The organism is Caballeronia pedi (assembly GCF_001544915.2).
Classification (GTDB): Bacteria; Pseudomonadota; Gammaproteobacteria; order Burkholderiales; family Burkholderiaceae; genus Caballeronia; species Caballeronia pedi.
This window is the reverse complement of sequence record NZ_FCOE02000005.1, coordinates 301,275-324,798: the sequence shown is the minus strand read 5'-3', so window position 1 is coordinate 324,798 and position 23,524 is coordinate 301,275. Positions and strand designations below refer to the sequence as shown.

The 23,524-nt window shown below is 66.2% G+C and carries 20 protein-coding genes; 6 read left to right on the top strand and 14 right to left on the bottom strand.

Features of this window, described 5'->3' with window-relative positions; all coding sequences use genetic code 11:
- Positions 1–8: 8 nt before the first annotated feature.
- From AWB80_RS10660 to AWB80_RS10645, 5 genes are all read right to left on the bottom strand, one after another.
- Entirely contained in the window at positions 9–1,550 is a 1,542-nt protein-coding gene (locus AWB80_RS10660; protein ID WP_061174681.1) for a methyl-accepting chemotaxis protein, read from the bottom strand.
- Between the two features lie 117 nt (positions 1,551–1,667).
- Positions 1,668–1,829, bottom strand: a complete 162-nt coding sequence (locus tag AWB80_RS44350; RefSeq protein WP_167390443.1) for a hypothetical protein — start codon at positions 1,827–1,829, stop codon at positions 1,668–1,670.
- Positions 1,830–1,855: 26 nt separating this feature from the next.
- Entirely contained in the window at positions 1,856–2,452 is a 597-nt protein-coding gene (locus AWB80_RS10655; protein ID WP_061174592.1) for a glycosyltransferase family 9 protein, read from the bottom strand.
- A gap of 307 nt (positions 2,453–2,759) precedes the next feature.
- Positions 2,760–3,254, bottom strand: a complete 495-nt coding sequence (locus AWB80_RS10650) for a hypothetical protein (RefSeq protein WP_061174591.1) — start codon at positions 3,252–3,254, stop codon at positions 2,760–2,762.
- Between the two features lie 119 nt (positions 3,255–3,373).
- Positions 3,374–4,873 (bottom strand): UdgX family uracil-DNA binding protein, encoded by a 1,500-nt coding sequence (locus tag AWB80_RS10645; RefSeq protein ID WP_061174590.1) that lies wholly within the window; start codon positions 4,871–4,873, stop codon positions 3,374–3,376.
- Between the two features lie 187 nt (positions 4,874–5,060).
- Here AWB80_RS10645 and AWB80_RS10640 point away from each other — a divergent pair, with 187 nt between their 5' ends.
- On the top strand, positions 5,061–5,768 hold the full coding sequence (locus AWB80_RS10640; RefSeq protein ID WP_061174680.1) for a glycosyltransferase family 2 protein: 708 nt from the start codon (positions 5,061–5,063) through the stop codon (positions 5,766–5,768).
- 6 nt (positions 5,769–5,774) lie between these two features.
- Here the strand turns inward: AWB80_RS10640 and AWB80_RS10635 are convergent, their stop codons facing one another.
- The 9 genes from AWB80_RS10635 to AWB80_RS10595 form a co-directional block, all read right to left on the bottom strand.
- Positions 5,775–6,248: a DUF2335 domain-containing protein gene (locus AWB80_RS10635; RefSeq protein ID WP_244206465.1), complete on the bottom strand. Its 474-nt coding sequence runs from the start codon at positions 6,246–6,248 to the stop codon at positions 5,775–5,777.
- Positions 6,232–6,408, bottom strand: coding sequence for a hypothetical protein (locus AWB80_RS43920; RefSeq protein WP_208635632.1), 177 nt, complete (start codon positions 6,406–6,408; stop codon positions 6,232–6,234). The genes AWB80_RS10635 and AWB80_RS43920 overlap by 17 nt, the downstream gene beginning before the upstream one ends.
- Before the next feature lie 166 nt (positions 6,409–6,574).
- Positions 6,575–7,162, bottom strand: coding sequence for a nucleotidyltransferase family protein (locus tag AWB80_RS10625; RefSeq protein WP_061174588.1), 588 nt, complete (start codon positions 7,160–7,162; stop codon positions 6,575–6,577).
- Between the two features lie 117 nt (positions 7,163–7,279).
- Positions 7,280–9,502 (bottom strand): xanthine dehydrogenase family protein molybdopterin-binding subunit, encoded by a 2,223-nt coding sequence (locus AWB80_RS10620; RefSeq protein ID WP_061174587.1) that lies wholly within the window; start codon positions 9,500–9,502, stop codon positions 7,280–7,282.
- Positions 9,499–10,488, bottom strand: a complete 990-nt coding sequence (locus AWB80_RS10615; RefSeq protein WP_061174586.1) for an FAD binding domain-containing protein — start codon at positions 10,486–10,488, stop codon at positions 9,499–9,501. The genes AWB80_RS10620 and AWB80_RS10615 overlap by 4 nt, the downstream gene beginning before the upstream one ends.
- Before the next feature lie 11 nt (positions 10,489–10,499).
- Positions 10,500–11,195, bottom strand: a complete 696-nt coding sequence (locus tag AWB80_RS10610) for a 2Fe-2S iron-sulfur cluster-binding protein (protein ID WP_061174585.1) — start codon at positions 11,193–11,195, stop codon at positions 10,500–10,502.
- A 354-nt stretch (positions 11,196–11,549) separates the two neighbouring features.
- On the bottom strand, positions 11,550–11,828 hold the full coding sequence (locus AWB80_RS10605) for a DUF4148 domain-containing protein (RefSeq protein ID WP_061174584.1): 279 nt from the start codon (positions 11,826–11,828) through the stop codon (positions 11,550–11,552).
- Between the two features lie 111 nt (positions 11,829–11,939).
- Entirely contained in the window at positions 11,940–12,455 is a 516-nt protein-coding gene (locus tag AWB80_RS10600) for an isochorismatase family protein (RefSeq protein ID WP_061174583.1), read from the bottom strand.
- A 3-nt stretch (positions 12,456–12,458) separates the two neighbouring features.
- A complete protein-coding gene (locus AWB80_RS10595; protein ID WP_061174678.1) occupies positions 12,459–13,790 on the bottom strand; it encodes a hypothetical protein in 1,332 nt (443 codons plus the stop codon).
- A gap of 62 nt (positions 13,791–13,852) precedes the next feature.
- On the opposite strand from AWB80_RS10595, the gene AWB80_RS10590 reads away from it, so the two are divergent.
- The 5 genes from AWB80_RS10590 (at position 13,853) to AWB80_RS10570 (ending at position 23,461) form a co-directional block, all read left to right on the top strand.
- The gene (locus AWB80_RS10590; RefSeq protein ID WP_061174582.1) at positions 13,853–14,299 is read left to right on the top strand and encodes a GFA family protein; all 447 of its coding nucleotides are present in this window, start codon (positions 13,853–13,855) and stop codon (positions 14,297–14,299) included.
- 155 nt (positions 14,300–14,454) lie between these two features.
- On the top strand, positions 14,455–16,029 hold the full coding sequence (locus AWB80_RS10585; protein WP_061174581.1) for a S53 family peptidase: 1,575 nt from the start codon (positions 14,455–14,457) through the stop codon (positions 16,027–16,029).
- A gap of 57 nt (positions 16,030–16,086) precedes the next feature.
- Positions 16,087–17,796 carry a S10 family peptidase gene (locus AWB80_RS10580; RefSeq protein WP_061174580.1) on the top strand — a complete coding sequence of 570 codons (1,710 nt, stop codon included), beginning with the start codon at positions 16,087–16,089 and terminating at the stop codon, positions 17,794–17,796.
- Between the two features lie 69 nt (positions 17,797–17,865).
- Complete coding sequence (gene katE, locus AWB80_RS10575) at positions 17,866–20,037, top strand: catalase HPII (RefSeq protein WP_087131175.1); 2,172 nt, start codon at positions 17,866–17,868, stop codon at positions 20,035–20,037.
- A 190-nt stretch (positions 20,038–20,227) separates the two neighbouring features.
- Positions 20,228–23,461 carry an ATP-binding protein gene (locus AWB80_RS10570; protein WP_061174677.1) on the top strand — a complete coding sequence of 1,078 codons (3,234 nt, stop codon included), beginning with the start codon at positions 20,228–20,230 and terminating at the stop codon, positions 23,459–23,461.
- Positions 23,462–23,524 lie beyond the last annotated feature (63 nt).

The following is a 23,524-nucleotide window of genomic DNA, read 5'->3' as shown; positions in this document are numbered from 1 at the left end:
CGAAAGCCTCACGCCGGCAGCCTGAAACTCCCGATCGCCTCGCGCAGCACATCCACCTGATCCTTCAGCGAATGCGCGGCCGCCGCCGCCTCTTCGACGAGCGCGGCGTTTTGCTGCGTCACCTGATCCATCTCGACGACCGCGCGGTTCACCTGCTCGATGCCCGCGCTCTGCTCGCGCGACGCGTGGCTGATCTCGTCGAGAATCTCGTTCACGCGGCGCACCGATTGCACGATCTCGGTCATCGTCGAGCCCGCGTTCGTCACGAGCGACGCGCCTTGCTGCACCGTCTGCGTCGAGGTCTCGATGAGCGCCTTGATCTCCTTCGCCGCCGTCGCGGAGCGCTGCGCGAGGCTGCGCACTTCGGCCGCGACGACCGCGAAGCCGCGTCCCTGTTCGCCCGCGCGCGCCGCTTCGACAGCCGCGTTGAGCGCGAGGATGTTGGTCTGGAACGCGATGCCGTCGATCACGCCGATGATGTCGCCGATCTGCTGCGAACTCGCGGTGATGCGCGTCATCGTGTCGATCACGTCGTCGACGACGCCGCTGCCGCGCGTCGCCACATCCGCCGCCTGTTCCGCGAGCCGCGCGGCCTGCGTGGCGCTGTCCGCGTTGTTCTTCACGTTGGCGGTCATCTGATCCATGCTCGACGCGGTCTGCACGAGCGCGGCGGCCTGCTCCTCGGTGCGCTGCGAGAGATCGGTATTGCCCGCCGCGATTTCCGACGCGCCCACGTTGATGTTCTCGGTGCCGTTGCGCACGCGCGAAACGGTCTCGACGAGCCCGCGCTGCATCACGCTGAGCGCGTGCAGGAGGCTGGTCGTGTCGTTCGGATGGACGTCGACGGCGCTCGTCAGGTCGCCGCGCGCGATGCGATGCGCCGCGCCGACCGCAAGTTCCAGTTCGCCGCCGAGATTTCTTCTGATGCTGCGCAGAACCACGAGCATCGCCGCCGTCGCGATGCCGCCAAGCAGCGCCGTGATCGCGAGCCAGCGCAACGCGCTCGCGTAGAACGCGCTCTGCACGTCGTCCATGTACATGCCCGTGACGAGGTACCAGTCCCACTGCCCGAAGCGCTGCGCGTACGAGAGCTTCGAAACCGGCTTGTCGCTGCCCGGCTTCGGCCACAGATAGCTGATGTAGCCGCCGCCCGGCTGATCGCCCGCCTTGACGATATCGACGAACAGGCGATTGCCCGCCGGATCGGTATAGGCCGACAGATCCTTCCCGTTCATGGCCGGCTTGATCGGGTGCATCACCATCGTCGGACGCGAATCGTTGATGGAGAGATAGCCATCCGTGCCGTAACGGATCGCGCCGACCACTTCGAGCGCGCGCTTCTTCGCTTCGTCTTCGGTGAGCGTCTTGTTGGCCGCGAGCGCCGCGTAGTGCGCGGTGATGGCGTGCGCCTCGTTGACGAGGGTCTTCAATTGTTCCTTGCGGTCGTCGATCATCGACGTCCGGTTCTGCCACGCGCCGATGATCCCGATCGCGATCAAGCCGATCCACAGCACGGCGATCATCGAGCCGAGCTTTCTGTTCAACGTCATTCTGTTCATGTTGCGCCCGTCGCCTCTTTGCGTTGTCCGTTGCGACGGCGCACGCCGCCGCATGCCCGCTTTACGGCAGGCGCTGCGGCGGAATGTAGGGCGGGAATTCCCGTAGGATCAGAGGCGGCGGATCGGGTCCTTGTCGGGCGGCGCGTCGGGATGCTGCGGCTCGTCCGGACGATGACCCGGCGAGGGCGGCGTGAGCGGATCGGCTTCCGGATCGCGGTTCGGGTCCGCGACGGGATCCGGAACGGGATTGGTCTGCATGTCGAATTTCATGGTGTCCCCCGATGGGTGGATCGATGCTACGCGGACTCGTGCGCCGCCGGCATGTGCAGCGTGAACGGCTGGCCAGGATGCGCGTCGCCGGTGTTCGAGAGCGCGGCCCGGGCGCGCGCGATGATCGCGTCGCTGCCGATATCGCGCGGATGCTCGGCGAGCACGATATGCGGCGTGCCGAGCGCACGGGCCGCGGCGACGGGCGAGGACGCGGCGGCATCGTCGGACAGGAGCAGGCGCGCGTTCGCGATCAGGCGCGGCAAAATCGCCGGCGCGACGGCGCCCGCGAGAAAGAGCGCGGCCGTCTGCATCGCGCCGAGCACGCCGGCGGTGCGCTCGGGTTCGGGCGCGTCGCCGACGATGGCGATCTGCCAGCCGTCGGCGGCGAGCTGGTCGGCGACATCGGCGTAACGCTCGGCGGGCCACGCCGGCGCGGCATGGTGGCTGCCCGGATGGATCAGCACCAGACGCTCGCGCTCGATGCCGTGGAACGCGGCGAGCTCGGCGTAATCGGCGTCGGACGGTGTGGCAGCTTCCGCGGATGGCGGCGGGGCGCTCGGCTCGTCGGGAACGAGCGCGGTCGCGAGGTCGTCGCGCAACGTGGAAAGGGGAGTGGCTCGCATCCTGGCTCCTGCAAGTGACGTGGCCTGGTTTCGATGGTCCGCGAATTCGCGCGGGGCTCGGGTTTGGCAAGCACCCGCCATGCCCGGGCGCTTTGGGCGCATCTTGCCCGGAAAGTGCATGGCGCAGACACAGATTGCGTCCTGGACCGTGACAGTTTGAGCGCAGGTTGCGGCATCTGTCACGTATTGAAGGAGTCGCGGGGGCACACGTCAAGCCAGGCGGTCTGGCGCGCCGATGAAAAAACCGCCGCCTCGCGATGGCGAGGCGGCGGCTCGATGTACGGCTTATTGCGGCGGACGGCGGCGCTCAGGTTTCCCCGTTGCCGTCGTCGGCGGGCAGCGTCTTCGGCGTGAACGCTTCGGCGCGGCGGCGAATGTCATCGACTTCGCCGGTCACGAAGGTGCGGCTGTCGGCAGCAAGCGCCTGCTGATAGGACATGCCTTCCGGCACGCGATGCAGCAGCGCGCGCAGCTCGCCTTGCGTCGTCTGCTCGACCGGCTCGAAATTGTAGAGTCCGAGTTCGAGTTCGGCGCGCTCGTGGAGGATGAACAGGCACGACGCGAACACCGCGACGGCGAGCACTTCCTGCAAACCGAAGCGAAATTCGTGCGGCACCGGCGAAAACGGCAGCCAGGCGATCACCGCCGCGCCCGCCAGCGCCAGCGCGATCGTGGCGTTGAGCAGGATTTGCAGACGCGCGACGATGCGCTCGCGTTCGGTCTTCAGCTGCCCCGCCGATTTCGGCACGAGCGCAACGAGGGATTGTTGACGGCGGAGTTCTTCGAGCGGGAGAGCGGCCATGGAGGTGTGGTCGGGACCTTCGGTGAGCGCCAAAGCGGCGCGACACCGGTATAACGCGCGGCTTACAGGAACGTTGACGGCGCTTTCGTCTTGTTGCGACTCGTTTCGTCCTGTTGCATTTAGCGCGCGCGGTCCGTGACAGGCGTGCGGATGGTCGCGGTGCCGTCCGCGATCTGCTGCGCGAAAACCAGCGCCTCGACGATCGTTCCGAAGACTTCCGCGCGTACGTTGTCGTCGGCGAGACGCAACAGATACGACGGGTGATAAGTCGGCACGATGATGTGTCCCTTGTGCTCGATGGTCTTGCCGAGATACTCGGACAGCGCCGTGCGATGCCCCGTGAGCGCCTTCAGCGCCGTCGCTCCGAGCGCGACGACGACTTTCGGCGCGACGCGTTTCAGTTCTTCGTCGAGCCAGTAGCGGCAGGCTTCGCGCTCGCGCTGCGCGGGTGCGAGATGTGCGCGTTCCTCGCCGTGCGCTTCCCACTTGAAGTGCTTCACCGCGTTGGTCAGATACAGCGATGCGCGCGCGATCTGCGCTTCGGCGAGCGCATCGTCGAGCAGCTTGCCCGCCGGGCCGACGAACGGCTGGCCCGCGCGATCTTCCTGATCGCCGGGCTGCTCGCCGACGAGCATCACGCGCGCATCGGCGGGACCGACGCCCGGCACGGCCTGCGTCGCGTTGCGCCAAAGCGCGCAGCGCCGGCACGCGTCGAGCGACGGCGGTTCGGTGAGCAGCGTGCCCTTGATCGGCTCCAGATCCGTATTGATGGCCACTTCCATCTCGGGCGGCACATTGCGCGGATGGCGCTCGCGCCGCGAATAGGGATCGGCGCGGGAAATGAGCGCGGGGTCGGTGCGCGCGTTCGCCGGGCTTTTCCAGTAGCGCACCGGCATATGCGATGCCATTTCGGCGGCGTTCGCCTGCGCCGGCGCGAACGTGCTCTCGTAATACGCGAGCCAGAGCGCCTCGATGGCGTCGCCGCTCACCGCTTCGCCGCTCATCGAGGTATCGCCGAAATCCATCGGCTTTTCCTCCGGCTCGCTCGTGCGATCCACGCGCAGCAGCGCGCCATCCCAGAAGGCGGCGCCGTGCGGCGTGGCGATCATCCACGTGGCGCTGCCCATGCGCGTGGCGAAGTGCAGCGCGGCGTGCTCCAGCAGGTCGTGCACCGGCTCGAACCAGCTGATGAACTCGGGCGGCCCGAGCGACGAATCGCGATGCCTGAAACGCAGCACCTTGCGCATTTCGCGCTCCTCGGCTTCGACCGTTTCGATCATCTGGCGCAGCCGATGCCCGTCCGCGTCATCCGGCGACGCGATCGCGCGGTCGCCCTGCGTCCAGCGCCACAGCGCCTTGTACAGAAACGGCCAGCGATCCGGCGCGCGATAGCACGCCGCTGTCTCCAGCATGGCGAGAAATTCGCGCGCGACCCTGACCGGCTTCTTCGCGTTCGGATCCACCGAACCGGGCGGGGGCGGATCGACGCAGCCGAACACCGTCGCCGATGCATCCGACTCGCGCCACAGCACGTCCTCCGGCCGTACGCCCTCCGTCAGGAGATTGCGCGCTTCGGTACGCCAGGCCGCAAACGATGGATCGATGGTGACGCTTTTCATCGGCGAGCGGAATCAGAAAAGTACTGTATATCCATACAGTAATTCTATCGATATCTTCTGCTTTGCGGCAACTATTTGGGCGGCGTTTCGGGTTATGAAACATGGGAACGGCCATTGCTGAAAACGATCCATTGCCGCTATCGATTGCTTGTCGTTGGCGGCCGAACAATCGAAAACCGGAGCCGAAATGCTTGCGATCGTCATTCCTGCTCACAACGAAGCCGCGCATATCGGCGCGTGCGTGGCGGCCGCACGGCGCGCCGCGGATCATCATCAACTGCTAGGCGAGGCGGCGCGCGTGATCGTCGTGGCCGACATCTGCACCGACCAGACCGGCGACATCGCGCGCTCGCTCGGCGCGGACGTGGCGTGCATCGAGGCGCGCAATGTCGGCATGGCGCGTGCGCACGGCGCCCAGCGGGCGCTGGCGCTGGGCGCGCGCTGGCTCGCGTTCACCGATGCCGACACGACCGTCGCGGAAGACTGGCTCGTGCGCCAGCTCGACTGCTGCGCGGACGCGGTGTGCGGCGTGATCGGCGTGCATGACTGGTCGCCGCATATCGGTGCGGTGCGCGAGCACTTCGGCCGCACCTATACCGACGCCGACGGGCATCGGCATATTCATGGCGCGAACCTGGGCGTGGCGGCGAAGGCGTATTTGCAGGCGGGTGGTTTTCCTCCGCTGGAGTCGAGCGAGGATGTGGCGCTCGTCGAGGCGCTCATTGCAATCGGCGCGCGGATCGAATGGAGCGCGTCGCCGCGCGTGGTGACGAGTGCGCGGACGGATTTTCGGGCCAGGAAGGGATTCGGTGCGACGCTGCTCGATGTCAGCAGGCGTTATCTGCCGATTGTTGCTGCAGCCGATCCAGGCGATACCGTGGCGATCGCCGCCTGAAGCGGATCAATCGCCGAGCGCTTCTTTAATGCCGATGTCGCCGTTTGCGCGCATTACGGTGCCGGTCAGAAACGCGGTGAGCACGCTGACGAGCAGCGTGACCGCAACCGCGATGGCGACGCCATCGTGACCGTGTTCGGCGAGTTCATAAACGAGCCCGAAGCCGATCAATACGAGAAAGCCGGCGATGAACTGCGCGCGGATATCCTTGCGGATCGACCCGTGCAGACTCAGGCTTTCGATTTTCCGCGCGTGCTCGCCGTTTATCTGAAACTCCTCGACGATCAGCCGCCCGGCGTCCGGCACGATGCAGTCGTATTGGGCGAGATGGTCGGGCGGCGGCATCGGTCCGCGGAACGAGTGCGCCTGCACCGCCACGGTGACCGACGCCTTGCCGGGTGTTATGGCAGGCTCTGCTACTTCGTCTCGAACGGGTTCGGCAATGTACCGGACCGTGCGCTCCTCAACGGCGCCGCTCATTCTGACCATACCCTTCGATCGTGCCGTGCAGTTCCGACATGGTTCTCGCCCACGCGCGGTCCATCATTTCCTCGGCGGATCTTCGCGGATATGCCGCCCGGTAATTCGTTGGCGGGTTGATCGCAAACGTGCGCGCCAGCGCATCCGCGATGCGCCGCATTTCGCTCCAGAATGTCATGTGATGCTCCCGTGAAAAGTTTGTCCGCCGCGCGACCGGGCCGATCGCGAGTGGAATTGATCCTACCATTTACTTAATGATCCGAATCAATCGGCCGAATGGCCAACGCACTTTTCAGACAATCACACAGAGAGCGAGCGTACGACCTTCAACCCTGCACTAGATCGCTCGGCAGATCGACGTCGCGCAACACGTTCGGATCATCGACCTCGACGACGAGCGGCGCATGCGTCGAAAAGATCCCGCGTGCGCCCGCATCGCCGTCGAGCGCGGCGAGCGCGTCGCGATGCACCAGGCCGAACCCCGCAGGATGCCCACGCTTGCCGCGATAGAACGGCGCGACGAGCCCGGCGCCCTGATCGAGCGGCCGCGCAACGGCTTCAATCGTCGCGGGCTCGATCCACGGCATGTCGCCCAGCGCGACGAGCCAGCCATCGGCTTCGGACGTCGCCCGCACGGCGGCGGCGAGCGTCGCGCCCATGCCGCGCTCGGCATCGATGCTGAAGATGACGTTGCAGCCCGCTTCGTTGAGCACATCGGCGAGCTTTTCGGCGCCGGGACGCACGACCGCGACGACTTCGGCGACGACCGCGAGCAGCCTGCGCGCCGACTGAAACACGACAGGCGTGCCGTCGGGCAGGGTGGCGAGCAGTTTGTTGTGGCGTCCGGACGGATCGAAGCGAGTGCCCAGACCTGCCGCCAGCAGAATGCCGGTTGCGTTCGACGAATAGCTCATCGCGGCTGCTCGCATGGGGATTGAATCGGGAATTGTGCGGCGCATCGAAGCGCGCCGCAAGCACAAAAAATCACGCGACGGTCAGGTCGACCGCCGCGTGCACCGTTTCACGTCACATTACGTCACGATCGGCGGCAATAGCTTGTCGAGCGTGATCGGCAAATCTCGCACGCGCACGCCCGTCGCGTGATACACCGCGTTGCCGAGCGCGCCCGCCACGCCCGTGATGCCGATCTCGCCGATTCCCCGCGCGCCGTGCGGATTGATATGCGGATCGGGCCGGCCGACGAACGAGATATCCAGCATGCCGATATCCGCGTTCACCGGCACGTGATACTCCGCGAGATTCGCGTTGGTGTAGCGGCCATAGCGCGCATCGAGTTCGCTCTTCTCGAACAGCGCCGAGCCGACGCCCCACACGATGCCGCCCATCAACTGACTGTGCGCAGTCTTCTCGTTGAACAGCGTGCCGACGTCGTACACCCCGATGACGCGTGGCACGCGAACGATCCCGAGATCCGCATCGACATGCACTTCCGCGAACACCGCGCCGAACGAGTGGAACGCGTACTGTTTTTTCTCGTCGCCGGGACGCGTCGTGGCGACCGCTTCGATCGCGCGGCCGCCGTTGCGCGCGATCACCGCGGCGGCCGGATCGCGCCTGTCCGGATTCGACAGGCTCACGACCCAACCGTTGGACACCGTCACGTCCTCGCGCGCGAGACCGGCGACGGGCGAGCCGCGATCGGCGAGCGCCATCGCGATGAGCTGGTCGCGTGCCTGCATGGACGCCGCCCGGACCGCCGGCGACACGCTCGCCGCCGATTGCGAGCCGCCCGACACCGGCGCCTTCGGCAGCGACGAATCGCCGAGCGCGAAGCGCACGTAATCGAGCGGAAAGCCGAGCGCATCGGCGGCGATCTGCGTCATGATCGTGTAAGTGCCGGTACCGAGATCCTGCGTGCCGGAAGCGACCATCGCGGTACCGTCGGGCAGGATGCGCGCGAGCGCCGACGCCTCGCTGCGGTTCGCCGGATAAGTCGCCGTGCCCATCCCCCAGCCGATCAGCGTGTTGCCCTCGCGCATCGACTTCGGCGCGGCGCTGCGGCGCGACCAGCCGAATTTCTCCGCGCCCTGCTGGTAGCACTCGAGCAGCGATTTCTCAGACCACGGTTTCTTTTCCTGCGGCTCCATGTTCGCGTGATTGCGGATGCGAAACGCGAGCGGGTCCATCTTCAATTGATACGCCATTTCGTCCATCGCGGTTTCGAGCGCGAACGAGCCGCTCGTCTCGCCGGGCGCGCGCATGAAGGTCGGCGTGCCGATGTCGAGCTTCACGAGTTTGTGCGATGTCGACTGATTCGGCACCGCGTAGAGCATGCGCGTGACGATCGCGGAACTCTCGGTCCAGTCCTCGAAGGTCGAGGTCGTCGAGATCACGTCGTGGCGCATGCCGGTCATGATGCCGTCGTCGCGCGCGCTCACCTGGATGCGCTGCTCCGTGTAAGGCCGGTTGCCGATCATGCCGAACATCTGCGGACGTTCGAGCACGAGCTTGACGGGCCGGCCGGTCTGCTTCGCCGCCATCGCCGCCAGCACGACGTGCGACCATGCCGAGCCCTTGCAGCCGAAGCCGCCGCCGACGAACGGGCAGATCACGCGCACGTTGTCATCCGGAATGCCGAAGAACTTCGCCACCGCGCTGCGCGCGCCGGACACGCCTTGGGTCGCGTCGTAGAGCGTGAGGTTGGGGCCGTCCCAGCGGGCGAGCGTTGCGTGCGGCTCCATCGGATTGTGATGCTCGTAGGGCGTCGTGTAGACGGCGTCGAGGCGCGTCGGGCCTTGTCGCAAACCGGCGTCGACGTCGCCGCGCTTCGTCGTGATCGCGCGGCCCATCATCTTTTCCGGCTGATAGGCCTGCGCCTTCGCGCGTTCGAAATCCGCGGTGGGCATCGCGGCTTCGTAGCGCACGTCGATATAACGCGCCGCGCCCTGTGCATGTTCCAGCGAATCCGCGACGACCACCGCGACCGGCTCGTTGCTGTAACGCACCTCGCTGGTCTGCAGGAGCGTGAGCTTGCGCACGGCGGGCGGCTGCGCGTCGGGGACGCCGTTGTTGGGCAGGCGCATCGCGTTCTGATACGTCATCACGAGCAGCACGCCGGGCATTGGCTGCGCGCGGCTCGTGTCGATCGACGCGATGCGGCCTTTCGCGACCGTGCTCGTCACGATGACCGCATGCGCGAGCTTGGCGTCGGTGTTGTCGGCCGAATAGCGCGCCTGGCCCGTGACCTTCAGCACGCCATCGGTGCGATCGAGCGGTTTTCCGATGACAGTCATGCGACACCTCCGGCCTGTTGAACCGCGCGCACGATCGCGCGCTGCGCGAGCGCGACCTTGAACGCGTTGTCGCGCTGCGGCTCTGCGCCCTGTACGGCGAGCGCGGCGGCGCTTTGCAGCGTCGGCTTGTCGAGCGTTTTGCCGATGAGCGCGCGTTCCGTCGCGTTCGCGCGCCACGGCTTGTGCGCGACGCCGCCGAGCGCGATGCGCGCGTTCGTCACGGTGTTGCCCTCCATCTGCAAAGCCGCCGCGACCGACACGAGCGCGAACGCATAACTCGCCCGGTCGCGCACCTTCAGATATTTCGAATGCTGCGCGAAAAGCGGCGGCGGCAGATCGACCGATGTAATCAGTTCGCCCGCCTGCAAGGTCGTATCGAGATCCGGCCGGTCGCCCGGCAGCCGATGAAACTCCGCGAACGCGATGGTCCGCTCGCCGTTCGGCCCCGTCACGCGCACGACGGCATCGAGCGCCGCGAGCGCGACGTTCATGTCCGAGGGATTCGTCGCGATGCATTGACGGCTCGCGCCGAGAATCGCGTGCATGCGGTTGTGGCCGTCGATCGCCGCGCAGCCGCTGCCCGGCGCGCGCTTGTTGCATTGAGGGAAGCCGGTATCGTAGAAATAGGCGCAGCGCGTGCGTTGCATCAGATTGCCGCCGACGGTCGCCATGTTGCGCAATTGCGCCGATGCACCCGCGAGCAGCGCCTGCGACAAGAGCGGATAACGCTCCCGCACCCACGCGTGATTCGCCGCGTCGCTGTTGCGCACGAGCGCGCCGAGCCGCAGGCCGCCGTCGGGCAGCGCGGTGATGCCGTTGAGCGCATCGATGTGCGTGATGTCGACGAGTCTCATCGGCCGCATTACGCCGCCTTTCATGAGATCGAGCAGATTCGTGCCGCCGCCGATGAACATCGCGCCCGGCTGGCTCGCCGCGGCCAGCGCGGCGCCGATGTCGGCGGCGCGCTGATAGGAGATCGCGTCCATGTGGGTCTCCTTCAGGCGTTGCCCGATGCGACGGCTTTCACCGCCGCGACGATGTTCGGATACGCGCCGCAGCGGCAGATGTTGCCGCTCATGCGCTCGCGGATTTCATCGTCGGACAGTTGCGCGGGGCGAAAGCGCACGTCGGCGGTGACTGCGCTGGCGTCGCCGGCGCGGTATTCGTCGATGAGCGCGGTCGCCGAGCACAATTGCCCGGGCGTACAGTAGCCGCACTGAAAGGCGTCCTTCTCGATGAACGCGCGCTGGATCGGCGCGAGCGTGTCGCCGTCGGGCGCGAGGCCTTCGACGGTCGTGACGGCTTCGCCGTCGTGCATCACGGCGAGCGTGAGACACGAATTGATGCGCCGGCCCGACACGATCACTGTGCACGCTCCGCACTGGCCGCGGTCGCAGCCTTTCTTCGTGCCGGTGAGGTTCGCGTATTCGCGCAGGGCGTCGAGCAGCGTGGTGCGCGCTTCCACCTGCAGTTCGTACGGATGGCCGTTGATGGTGAGCTTGACGGGCATCATCGGCACGGCGGCGGGCGGCGGCGCGGTTGCTGGCGTCGCGGCTTGTTGCTGCGCGTGCGCGAGCGGCGCGGCGCTGACGGCGGCGGCGGCCGCGGCCGATTGCAGGAAACGTCGGCGCGACGGCTTTTGCGCCGCGTCGCTGGCGTCGTGGGGATGGGGATCGGTATCGGCTGGGGACATGGCGATCGGTTGCTCCTCGCTCGTTCGGAAGGGCGCCGCGCTGGCTCGAATCTTCGTGGGCATTCGCTCGCGACCGACTGCGACGTCGGTGGTCGAGCGCCGATGCTCGGGTCCTATGCACGGTGTGTGGGATGCGCGGGCGCGCGCCTACGGCGATCTGTAAGCCGATCGAACGTTCGACCCCGCGACGGCGAACATTCAGCAAGTCCGATGCCATGCGCCCGAACGAAAGGCGCGGCAACGCGTTCATATGGAATCGCGCACGACCGTTGCACGTAAATGCTGCATGCGCAGGTAAATCCTGCGCTTTCACGTCAAGGAGAACATGGCGAAATTGCCATATTGCCGCGACGCTCAACGTCCCGGATACATCGCCGGCGCATTGCGTGTCGAACGTGCGGGACCGTAGGGATCGGGATTGCCGAAGCGCGGGATCGTGCCGTCGATGCGCGCGCGGGCGAGGTCGGCGCGTACTTCGGCGCGCGTGCGCGGCGCGTTCGACGTCATCGCCATTTGCGCGGTTATCGGCTGCTGCATCATCGGCTGCGGCGCGCCGCCCGCATTCACTTGCGCCGCTGCGTTCGCGCTCAGCACGCAAGCCGCGCATGCCGCCAGCCAGATTGTCGTCTTCATGCTCGCTCTCCCGTAATCGTCTATCGACGTATACGCCCTCGAATAGAAAACGGATGAAGCGCCGCATTTAGTCCGCAACTAACTGTCTTCAATCACGACCGACGTACACATCTACTTCAAAAGCGCGAGCACGTCCCTGAAGCGCGAATGCCTGAAACTCCCGAGCCAGCCGAAGATCGCCGTCTCCACGGTCGTGAGCCGCGCGCCGTCCTGCTGCGCCCGTTCGAGCGCGACGGCGCGGTCTTGCGCGCGTCGCGATGCGACCGCGTCCGCGACATACTCCACGCGATAGCCGAGCCGCAGCAGCCCGAGCACGGTCAGCAGCACGCACACATGCGCTTCCGCGCCGGCCACCCACAGCGTGGCGGGTGCGGGCGGCAGTGCATCGACGAAGGCGGGCGCGAGCGTCGCATCGAACGTGTGTTTCTCGACGACCTTCGCCGACCAAAGCTCTTCCAGCAACGCATCGACAGTCCCGCCGAGCCCTCGCGGATTCTGCTCCGTGACGACCACCGGCACGTCGAGCAGATTCGCCGCGCGCAGCAACGTGCCGACGCGCTCGCTCAGACGCTCGCCGCCGTCGAGATGCGGCAGCAGCCGCGCCTGCATGTCGACGATCACGAGCATCGCTTACGCCTCGCTTTCCATGATCCGGTCGATCAGGCGCGCGTTCTCTCCCGCCGAGCCGATGCCCGCGTGCTTGGCCATCGGCACGAAGAAGTGCGTCGCGATCGGCAGTTTCGAGCGCTCGAGCCAGCTGGTCAGATGCGCGCCGAGACGCTTCGCCGGCGTTTTCAATTCCTCGCGCAGCACGCCGGGCAGCTTTTCGAAGTGGCGCATGTCCGTCTGATACGGCTCGGGCGCGACGCACAGCGCGTTGGGCCGGCCATCGACATCGAGCGGCAGACGCTCCAGCGCCTGATGCAGCAGCGCGACGCCCAGACCTTCGCCGCGCCACGGCTTGCGCACTTCCCACAGGCTGATGTAGATCACGCGATGCGCGTTGAAGACCTCGCACAGCCGCTCGGGCCCGAGCGCTTCGGTGGCCGCCAGCGCGAGCGAGAGCATTTCGCCCGAGTAAGTGTCGAGCGTATAGACGAGATCGGCGCTGCTGGTGAGCGGCGGCACCTTGACGAGTTGCAGCCGCACCGCCGCCGCGACGATGTCGCTGCCCGCCTCGTGAAACACGGCGAACGCGGTGCCGAGACGTTCGTCGTCGACCTGCGGATATTCGTGGCGGTAGGTCATCGTGAAAAGAAACGGCCCGATCTTCTCGCGATAGGCGAGCGGCCGGTCGACATCGTAAACATCGACGCCATCGAGGCCGTAGGGATCGTAATCGCGTTTTTCACGCCGTTCGCCGTTCTGCACGGCCGCGGCGAGCGCCGCGAGCGGACGGCGCGATTCCGGCACGAGATCTTCCGGCAAGCCTTCCCATGTGAGGCGCAGGAATTCGCGTCCGCCGCGATAGTGCGTCTCGAAGAGCGAGAGCACCGGCTCGCCCGCGACCGGATCGAGGATGCGCTGGGCGCATTCGTAGGCGCGGTCGAGCAGCTGATCGGCTTCGGCGGGATCGGGCGCGAGGTGCGGCTCGCTGCCCTGAGGAACTGCGGGCAAGCCTCTTGCGAGACGTTCCTTGTGCGCGAGTTCGAGCCACTCGTCGGCGGCGCGCTCGGCGATGAACCCCGCCGCGATGCGATAGCCCGTCAGCACGATCGACTGGCCGGTGCGCCCGAGCGGAAACACGTATTCGTCGTTCATGGCGTCATCGACGGTGACGCCGCGAAAGGTTTCGCGCAGCGCGCTCACGTTGGCCGCCGCATCGAAGCGATCGTGGGACAGCACATGGGCGAGCAGGTCGGACGCGGCGGGACCGAACTCCGATCCGGCGCCAGGGAGCAGCTTCAGGAGGGACAAGGTACGCGTGGTGTTCGTGGTGCCGGCCTTGCTCGATGTGCTCATGAGTGCCATCTCCGATCGTGAAGGGCTATCGTAACAAACCGCCGTATTTACGGGAGAGATCGATGAACGTTCAAACGAACGATGAAGGGGCGACGACCGTGCATGAAGGCGGATGCGCCTGCGGCGCGTTCCGCTTTCGCGCAACGGGCAAGCCGAAGCGCGTCGGCATGTGTCATTGCATGACATGCCGGCAAGTGCACGGCTCCGCCTTTGGAGCTTATGCGATGTACGCGCGCGGCGACGTGATGATGAGCGGCAGCCTCTCGACCTGGCGCAGCTCCGACGACGGGCGCAGGCACTTCTGCCCGGTGTGCGGATCGGTCGCGTACATGGAGTTCACGACGCGCGATGAAGTCGACCTGCCGCTCGGCGGCTTCGACGAAACCGGCCTCTTCGAGCCGGACTACGAACTCTGGGTCAAGCATCGCGAGCCGTGGCTGCCGCAGGGCGTGCGTCCGTCGTACGAGGAAGAGCGCCCGCACGAGGCCGCGCCATCGAAGACGCCTTGACGACCGGGACAGCTTTTGTCTCGCCGGAACTGCATCCTCTCGTCAACGGTCCGAGCAATTGCATTCGCGCGCAGAAAATAAGACGATAAGCGACGTGCGCCGTGCAAGCTGCAAAGAACCTTTGAACTTCACGGCCAACGAGGAGCATCGATACCATGACGAAGCAACCGGTCAGCGGCAGCGACAAGATTCATCCCGAGGGCGCGCAATGCATCGGCGCCTGCGATCCCGCCGAGCAGATCGAAGTGATCGTGATGCTGCGGCGCAAGGACGAAGCTGGCTTCAAACAGTTGATGGCGCGTGTCGACGCGGGTGACGCGCCCGCGCAAGCCGTGTCCCGCGCGGACTTCGACAAGCGCTATACCGCATCAGACGAAGACGTCGCGAAGGTCAAGGCCTTCGCCGCACAGTACGGGCTGACGGTCGTGCGCGCCGAAACCGAGACGCGCAGCGTCGTGCTCAAAGGCACCATCGAACAATTCCAGAAAGCTTTCGACGTCAAGCTCGAACGCTTTCAACATCACAACGTCGGCGAATATCGCGGGCGCACGGGGCCGGTCAGCGTGCCCGACGACATGCACGACGCCGTCACCGCCGTGCTCGGCCTCGACAGCAAGCCGCAGGCGCGTCCGCATTTCCGTTTTCGTCCGCCCTTCAAGCCCGCGCGCGGCATGACGCCCGCGTCGTTCACGCCGGTCGATCTCGCGCGCCTCTACGATTTCCCCGATGGCGACGGCGCCGGCCAATGCATCGCGATCATCGAGCTGGGCGGCGGCTATCGCGCCAGCGATCTCTCCGCGTATTTCTCGAAGCTCGGCGTGAAGGCGCCGCAAGTCGTGGCGGTCGGCGTCGACAACGCGAAGAACGCGCCGACAGGCAATCCGAACGGCCCGGACGGCGAGGTGACGCTCGACATCGAAATCGCGGGCGCCATTGCGCCGGGCGCGCGCATCGCCGTGTACTTCGCGCCGAACAGCGACGCCGGTTTCGTCGATGCGGTCAATCGCGCGCTGCACGATTCCACCAACAAGCCTTCCGTGATATCCATCAGCTGGGGCGGCCCCGAGTCGAACTGGTCCGCGCAGTCGATGAGCGCCTTCAACGACGTGCTGCAAAGCGCGGCCGCGCTCGGCGTGACGGTCTGCGCGGCATCGGGCGACAGCGGCTCGTCCGATGGCGTCGGCGACGGCGCGGATCATGTCGACTTCCCGGCGTCGAGTCCGTACGTGCTCGGCTGCGGCGGCACGAGCCTGGCGGCATCGGCGCAGGGCATCGCGAAGGAAGTCGTGTGGAACGACGGCGATCAGGGCGGCTCGGGCGGTGGCGGCGTGTCCGGCGCGTTCGCGTTGCCGGTCTGGCAGAAGGGCTTGTCGGTCACGCGCAACGGCAGGACCGCGGCGCTCGCGAAGCGCGGCGTGCCGGATGTGGCGGGCGACGCATCGCCGCAAACCGGCTACGAAGTGCTGATCGACGGCGAGGATACGGTAGTCGGCGGTACGAGCGCGGTCGCGCCGCTGTGGGCGGCGCTGATCGCCCGTATCAACGCGCTCAACGCGTCGCCGGCGGGCTTCGTCAATCCGAAGCTCTATAAGGCGAAGGCGTCGTTTCGCGACATCACCGAGGGCAACAACGGCAGCTTCTCGGCGGCGGCCGGCTGGGATGCGTGCACCGGCATGGGCAGCCCGGACGGCGCGAAGATCGCGGCCGCGCTCGCGCCCGCGAAGAGTTGAAGCGATGCAGCAAGACGTAAAACAGTGAACAACAACCACGACGACGATTCTGGAGCGATGACGATGAACTCCGATCCACTGGCAGCGAGCGGCAAACCCGAGAACGCGGAAGAAACGGCGATGGCGGCCGCCGCGAAGAAAGCGCCGAAGAAGACCACGACGGCGAAGAAGGACCAGCCATACTTCGATCCGGTCGCCTACGGCAATGGGCCCGACGATTCGGTCGCCGCGAACGAGGCCGACGAGAACGCGGCCATCACGCATCACAGCGTGACGATCGGCGGCGCGAAGATCGCCTATACGGCGACGGTCGGCCATCTCGTGACGGTCGATCCGAGCAGTTCGAAGCCGGACGCGAAGATGTTCTACGTCGCGTTCACGAAAGATGGCGCGAAGGAGGAAGCGCGCCCGCTCACGTTCTTCTATAACGGCGGGCCGGGGTCTTCGTCGGTGTTCGTGTTGCTCGGCTCCTTTGCTCCCCGACGCATCAAGACCGCGATGCCGAGCTTCACGCCGCCCGCGCCGTACCAGATGGAGGACAACCCGGACAGCCTGCTCGATCGCAGCGACCTGATCTTCATCAATCCGGTCGGCACGGGCTATTCCGCCGCGATCGCGCCGAACAAGAACCGTGATTTCTGGGGCGTCGATCAGGACGCGGGTTCGATCGCGCAGTTCATCAAGCGCTATCTGACGAAGAACAACCGCTGGAATTCGCCGAAGTTCCTGTTTGGCGAATCGTACGGCACGGCGCGCAGTTGCGTGCTCGCGTACAAACTGCACGAGGACGGCATCGACCTGAATGGCGTCACGTTGCAGTCGTCCATCCTCGATTACGCGCAGGCGGGCAATCCGGTCGGCGCATTGCCGACTGCGGCTGCGGACGCGTGGTATCACAAGAAGCTCGGCGTGCATCCGACGCCAACCAGTCTTTTGACTTTCGCGGAGGAAGTGGCGGAATTTTCGCGCACCGACTATCTGAATGCGCTGCGCAAGTTTCCACAAACGGACGACGAAGTGGTCGAGAAACTGTCCGACTACACGGGCATCGATCGCGCGACGCTGCTCGCGTGGAGCCTCGACATCGCGGCTTACGACAGCCGCGGCAATTCGCTCTTTCTCACGACCTTGCTGAAGTCGAAGGGCGAATCGCTCGGTTCCTATGATGGCCGGGTCACGGCGATTTCGACGGGCATCGCGGGCAAGATCGATCCGAATTCGGGCGGCAACGATCCGACCATGACGGCGGTGAGTGGCGTCTACACGACGATGTGGAACAGCTATCTCAACGAGCAGCTGAAGTTCACGTCGACGTCGTCGTTTACCGATCTGAACGATCAGGCGTTTCTCAACTGGGACTTCAAGCATACGGACCCGACGGGCGCGCAGAAGGGTGTCGATTCGAAGGGCAACATCATTCTCTATACGGCGGGCGATCTCGCCGCCGTGATGGCGTTGAATATCGATCTGAAAGTGCTTTCCGCGAACGGCATGTACGACTTCGTGACGCCGTTCTATCAGACGATCATCGACTTGCAGCAAATGCCGCTGATCGACAAGACCGTGCGGCAGAATCTGTCGGCGACGTTTTATCCGTCGGGGCATATGGTTTATCTCGACGGCGGGTCGAGGACGCAACTCAAGGCCGACCTTGCGAAGATGTATGACGCTGCAACGGCGAATCATGCGGCGTTGGGGCGGATTATTGCGTTGCAGAAAGTCACTGCGGACAAGTTGGGAGCGTTGTCGCCGGTGAATGGCGCGTAGGGTTTTTTTGCTTGGCGCCTGGGCGACGACAACGCCAGACGCCAAGCAAATTTCCTCCGGGTACATCGATTGCGGCAAAAGACCGCAAAGTCGCAACCCACCCCGGAGCCCCAAATGCCAACGAAGAAGCAACCGCCGTCGAGCGGCGTCGCCCGCACCCCCTCGCAGAGCAATACGAACGAGAAAGTCGAAGCCCTCGAAACCTTCCGCACCGACGCCACGAATCAGGCCCTGACGACCAATCACGGCGTCAAAATTGCGGACAACCAGAACAGCTTGCGCGCCGGCGAACGCGGTCCGTCGTTGCTCGAAGACTTCATCATGCGTGAAAAAATCACGCACTTCGACCACGAGCGCATTCCGGAACGCATCGTCCACGCGCGCGGTTCGGCCGCGCACGGCGTCTTCAAGGTCTACGAATCGCAGGCCGAACTGACCAAGGCCGGTTTCCTGCAGGACCCGTCGAAGGAAACACCCGTCTACGTGCGATTCTCGACCGTGCAAGGCTCGCGCGGCTCCGCCGATACGGTCCGCGACGTACGCGGCTTCGCCGTCAAGTTCTACACGGAAGAAGGCAACTTCGATCTCGTCGGCAACAACATGCCCGTGTTCTTCATTCAGGATGCGATCAAATTCCCCGACTTCGTCCACGCCGTGAAACCGGAGCCGCACAACGAAATGCCGCAAGGCGGCTCCGCGCACGACACCTTCTGGGATTTCGTCTCGCTCGTGCCCGAATCCGCGCACATGGTGCTATGGGCGATGTCCGACCGCGCCATCCCGAAGAGCCTGCGCACGATGGAAGGCTTCGGCATCCATACCTTCCGCTTCATCAACGCGCAGGGCAAAGGCCGCTTCGTGAAATTCCACTGGCGCCCGACGATCGGCTCCGCATCCCTGCTGTGGGACGAAGCGCAGAAGCTGGCGGGCAAGGACGCGGATTATCATCGACGTGACCTGTGGGAAGCGATCGACAACGGCGACTATCCCGAGTGGGAACTCGGCGTGCAGATCGTCGAGGAAGAAGACGAACACAAGTTCGACTTCGATCTGCTCGACGCCACCAAGATCATCCCCGAAGAACTGGTGCCGCTGAAGATGATCGGCAAGCTCACGCTGAATCGCAATCCGGACAATTTCTTCGCCGAAACCGAGCAGGTCGCGTTCTGTCCGGGACATATCGTGCCGGGCATCGACTTCACGAACGATCCGCTGTTGCAAGGCCGTCTGTTTTCGTACACCGATACGCAGATCAGCCGTCTCGGCGGCCCGAATTTCCACGAGATTCCGATCAACCGTCCGCTCGCACCGTTGCACAACGGCCAGCGCGACGCGATGCATCGCCAGACGATCAACAAGGGGCAGGCGTCCTACGAGCCGAATTCCATCGACGGCGGCTGGCCGAAGGAAACCGCGCCGGCCGCGGCGGGCGGCGGCTTCGAAAGCTACACGCAGCGCGTCGATGGCGCGAAGATCCGCGTGCGCAGCCCGTCCTTCGCCGATCACTACTCGCAGGCGACGCTCTTCTGGAACAGCATGACGGAGCCGGAGCAGGATCACATCGTCGGCGCGTATTCGTTCGAGCTGTCCAAGGTCGAGCGCAAGAATATCCGCGAGCGTCAGCTCGGCATCCTCGCCAATATCGATGAAACGCTCGCCGCGCGCGTCGCCGATAACCTCGGGCTGCCCGCGCCGAAGAAAAGCGCGAGCGCCGAGGAACTCGGCAAGTCGTCGGTGACGGAGTCGCCGGCCTTGTCGATCGTTGCGAAGACGAAGCCTTCGATCAAGACGCGCAAGGTCGCGATCCTCGCCGCGAAGGGCGCCGATGCCGCCAGCATCAAGGCCGTGCAGGCTGCGCTCAAGGCCGAAGGCGCGCACGCAAAGGTCATCTCGCCGACGCTCGGTTCGCCCGCGCCCGGCATCGAGGCCGACGCGACCATTCTCGGCATGCCCTCGATCATGTTCGACGGCGTGATCGTCGCCGGCGGCAAGGAGAGCGCGAAGGCACTCTCCGAGTCCGGCGACGCGCGCCACTTCGTGCTCGAATCCTTCAAGCATCTGAAGGCGATCGGCGCGATCGGCGAAGGCGAGGACGTGCTCGCGGCGGCGCATCTGCCGAGCGGCGAGGAAGGCGTCGCGGTGGGTAGCGACGCGAAAGCGGTGCTGAAGAGCTTCATCGAGGCGATGAGCCAGCATCGCGTCTGGTCGCGCGCGCAGCAGGCGGAGTCCGTGCCGGCCTGATGTCGCCTGACGGCGCGGCGTTTCGTAGCCCGCAACGATGCGCGCGACCATGCTGTCGCAGGCGATATACGCACCCCCGTCTTTTTTGAGACACTAGTCGTACCGCTCACTCCGGGGGTGCGGCTTGTTCGATCGTGCGAGACATCGTGGCGACGCCGCGCGGGCCGCACGCGTGCAATGGCGCGCGTGCATGGGCATCGTCGTCATCGTTCTGACCTGGGCGCTGTGTGCGACGGCGGCGGGCGCGAAGGAGCGCATCGTCGTCGGCGCGGCGCCGGGCGTCGCTCCGCCGCTCGACATGGCGTACCCGCGTGACAGCAAGCCGCGCGGGATCTCGGTCGATTACGTGGATGAGCTGGCTCGCGCGCTCGACGCCGATACGCAATGGCGTATCTATCCGAACCGGACCGCGCTGATGGCGGCGCTCGCGCGCGGCGACATCGACATGGCGACGGGCGCGACTGGCGCGGACAGCGGGGATGAAAAAGACGGCAGCGGCGCGCTCATATACAGCCACCAGTATCTGCCCAGCAAGCAGATCTACATCGAGCCGCTCGTGAAGCGTCCACCGACGCACCGGCTCGCGTATATCGACGCGCAGACTTCGCCGGCGCGCCTGCAGTCCGCTTATCCGTCGATGCTGCCGGTCGTGTATCCGGACCTGATCGCCGCGCTGCTCGCCGTGTCGCTCGGCGACGCCGACGCGTTCGTCGGCGACATGACGACGTCGGCCTTCGCGATCACCCACTACTACCTGCCGAATCTGACCGTTACCGATTTCGCGGCCTTCGACGGCGAGGGCTACCGCTTCGCCTTCCCGGCGCATCGTCCGGGCGCGGACGCGCTGCGGCAGCGGGTCGACGGCGCGCTCGCGGCGCTGCCGCCGGTCTTCGTTCTCCTTGCGCGAGCGCGCTGGAATCCGGGCGCCTACGCCGTCACGCTGGAGCGGCCGATCGAACTCACGGCGCAAGAGCTCGCGTGGGTGCGCACGCATCCGGTGGTGCACTATTCGATGCTCGCACAAGCCGCGCCGTTGACCTTTCGCGATTCGCGCGGTCAGCCGGTGGGCATCGCCGTCGATATCCTCGATGCGATCGCGCGCGTGACCGGCCTGCGCTTCGAGCCCCGCGTGCGCGACACGCCCGAGCAACTCCTGGCCGACATGCGCAGCGGCGCGTCATCCATCTTGCCGTACGGCGTGGGCGAGACCTCGGCGCTGCCCGGCGCCGTGCTCTCCGCGCCGACCGGCGACGGCATCTTCATGATCGTGACGGCGGCCAATCAGCCGCCGCTGCGCGACGCCGGCGCGCTCGCGGGCAAGCGCGTCGCGCTGCCACCCTCTTCGTTGCTGGAGAAGCTCTTGCAGCAGAACGCGTCCGGTGTGCGGATCGTCCATACGCGACCGCTCGACGGCCAGTTCCGGGCCGTGGCGAGAGGCGAAGCCGATGCGACCATCGCCGATCTGGCCCTCGCCAATTACGCGGTGGGCAATGCGTATCGCGGCTCGCTCGTACTGAGCGGCGTGCTGTCGACGCAGCCGGTCCCGCACAGTCTGACTGTCGCGGCGAGCGAACCGGTGCTGCTCGGCATCCTCAATCGCGCGATCGAGAGTCTGCCCCCGCCCGAGCTGGAGACGATCCGCGCGCGCTGGAAGCTCTCCGAGCATCCCGAGATGCTGTGGGAGCGTCATCGTCCGCAAGTCGCGCTCGGCGCGCTGTTTGGCGCGGCGCTCGTGCTCGTCCTCGCGGGCTGGGCGCTGACGATGCGCGTGCAGGTCACGCGCCGGATGGCTGCCGAGAGGGCGATGCGCGCCGCGAAGGAAGAGGCGGAAACGGCAAACCGCGCGAAATCCACCTTCCTCGCGACGATGAGCCACGAAATCCGCACGCCGATGAACGCCGTGCTCGGTCTGCTCGAAATGGAACTGCGCGCGCCGGGCGAGCGCGTCGCGACCGAGCGCGCGCTGTCCATCGCGCATCGCGCCGCGCGCGACCTGCTCGGCATGATCGACGATCTGCTGGATGTCGCGAAGATCGAGGCCGAGCGTCTCGTGCTCGCGCCCGCGCCGCTCGAGATCGACGCGTGGGTCGCGGGCGTGGCGGCGATCTACGAGCCGGCCGCGCGCGCGAAGGGCCTCGCGCTGATCGTGAAGCGCCGCTCGGACGAAGGCCCGGCCTGGCTGCTCGCCGATGGCCAGCGCCTGCGGCAGATCGTCGGCAATCTGCTCTCGAACGCAATCAAGTTCACTGATGTCGGCGCGGTCACGCTTGCCTGTCAGGTCGCGCCGCCACAGGACGGCAAGCGCGCGGTGACGCTCACGGTGAGCGATACGGGCATCGGCATCTCGCCGGAGAAGCAGGCGCTGCTGTTCACGCCGTTCGTGCAGGCGCACGATGGCCGCGCGCGCAGCGTCGGCGGCACCGGGCTTGGCCTCACCATCAGCAAGCGGCTCACCACGATGATGGGCGGCACGATCGAGCTGTCGAGCGAGCCGGAACGCGGCACGCGCTTTACCGTGCGCATCGATTTTCCGGAGGCGGAGGCGATGGCGGACGATGCGCTGCCCGTGCCGGCGGGCGCGTTTGCGGGGTCGCTCGCGGGGCTGCGCGTGCTCGTCGTCGACGATCATCCCGCCAACCGCATCGTGCTCGACGGCCAGATCAGGCTGCTCGGCGGCAGCGCGCAACTGGCCGTCGACGGCAAGAGCGCACTTGCGCGCTGGCGCGGCGCGCGGCACGCGTTCGACGTGATTCTCACCGACTGCTCGATGCCTGAAATGAGCGGCGAGGAACTGGCGCGCACGATCCGCGAAGACGAGGCGAAGGACGCGCCGGGGCGGCGCGCCGTGCCGATCGTCGGCCTGACGGCGAACGCGCAACCCGACGCGGCGATGCGCGCGGTCGCATCGGGCATGAATGCGTGTCTCGTGAAGCCGCTCGATCTCGACGGTCTGCGCGCGGCCTTGCTCGACGCGACGCGCGACGGCCGCGTGTCAAGCCCGTCGACGGCGCCTGCGCAGGTGTTCACACCCGCTCCCGATCCGGACGCGCCGGTGTTCGATCGCGCGTTGCTGGCTGGATTCGGGGATCAGGCCGGCACGCTCGTCGACACACTGAAAGCCGCCAATGCGCAGGATCTGGCCGACGCGCGCGCCGCCTTCGACGCGTGCGACCACGCGCAGCTGCGCGATATCGCGCACCGCATGAAAGGCGCGGCGGCGGTGATCGGCGCAGCGCCGTTCATGCGCGCGTGCGTCTCGTTGCAGCGCGACTGCGAGCGTGCCGTCGACGAAGACCGCAACGGCGAGGACGACGCGCACATCGCGGCCTCGTTCGCGGCATTCGTCGCGCAGGCCGAAGCGCTCGACGCCGCGCTCGCCGGGCCGCTCGCGTGTGTTTCGCCGGCATCCGATGCATCGGCATGATGCGCTTCGGGCTTCGCGAGCAGGGCTTTGCGTACATCGCGCGTTTCGTGTGTTTTAATTGAA

Bases quoted from the DNA above. Each gene is read 5' to 3' on its own strand.
- AWB80_RS10645 (WP_061174590.1), bottom strand. From the start codon at position 4,873: ATGAAAAGCGTCACCATCGATCCATCGTTTGCGGCCTGGCGTACCGAA.
- AWB80_RS10585 (WP_061174581.1), top strand. From the start codon at position 14,455: ATGACGAAGCAACCGGTCAGCGGCAGCGACAAGATTCATCCCGAGGGC.
- AWB80_RS10660 (WP_061174681.1), bottom strand. From the start codon at position 1,550: ATGACGTTGAACAGAAAGCTCGGCTCGATGATCGCCGTGCTGTGGATC.
- AWB80_RS10610 (WP_061174585.1), bottom strand. From the start codon at position 11,195: ATGTCCCCAGCCGATACCGATCCCCATCCCCACGACGCCAGCGACGCG.
- AWB80_RS10640 (WP_061174680.1), top strand. From the start codon at position 5,061: ATGCTTGCGATCGTCATTCCTGCTCACAACGAAGCCGCGCATATCGGC.
- AWB80_RS10600 (WP_061174583.1), bottom strand. From the start codon at position 12,455: ATGCTCGTGATCGTCGACATGCAGGCGCGGCTGCTGCCGCATCTCGAC.
- AWB80_RS10635 (WP_244206465.1), bottom strand. From the start codon at position 6,248: ATGAGCGGCGCCGTTGAGGAGCGCACGGTCCGGTACATTGCCGAACCC.
- AWB80_RS43920 (WP_208635632.1), bottom strand. From the start codon at position 6,408: ATGCGGCGCATCGCGGATGCGCTGGCGCGCACGTTTGCGATCAACCCG.
- AWB80_RS10625 (WP_061174588.1), bottom strand. From the start codon at position 7,162: ATGAGCTATTCGTCGAACGCAACCGGCATTCTGCTGGCGGCAGGTCTG.
- AWB80_RS10590 (WP_061174582.1), top strand. From the start codon at position 13,853: ATGAACGTTCAAACGAACGATGAAGGGGCGACGACCGTGCATGAAGGC.
- AWB80_RS10615 (WP_061174586.1), bottom strand. From the start codon at position 10,488: ATGGACGCGATCTCCTATCAGCGCGCCGCCGACATCGGCGCCGCGCTG.
- AWB80_RS44350 (WP_167390443.1), bottom strand. From the start codon at position 1,829: ATGAAATTCGACATGCAGACCAATCCCGTTCCGGATCCCGTCGCGGAC.
- AWB80_RS10655 (WP_061174592.1), bottom strand. From the start codon at position 2,452: ATGCGAGCCACTCCCCTTTCCACGTTGCGCGACGACCTCGCGACCGCG.
- AWB80_RS10595 (WP_061174678.1), bottom strand. From the start codon at position 13,790: ATGAGCACATCGAGCAAGGCCGGCACCACGAACACCACGCGTACCTTG.
- AWB80_RS10605 (WP_061174584.1), bottom strand. From the start codon at position 11,828: ATGAAGACGACAATCTGGCTGGCGGCATGCGCGGCTTGCGTGCTGAGC.
- AWB80_RS10620 (WP_061174587.1), bottom strand. From the start codon at position 9,502: ATGACTGTCATCGGAAAACCGCTCGATCGCACCGATGGCGTGCTGAAG.
- AWB80_RS10580 (WP_061174580.1), top strand. From the start codon at position 16,087: ATGACGATGAACTCCGATCCACTGGCAGCGAGCGGCAAACCCGAGAAC.
- AWB80_RS10650 (WP_061174591.1), bottom strand. From the start codon at position 3,254: ATGGCCGCTCTCCCGCTCGAAGAACTCCGCCGTCAACAATCCCTCGTT.
- AWB80_RS10570 (WP_061174677.1), top strand. From the start codon at position 20,228: ATGGGCATCGTCGTCATCGTTCTGACCTGGGCGCTGTGTGCGACGGCG.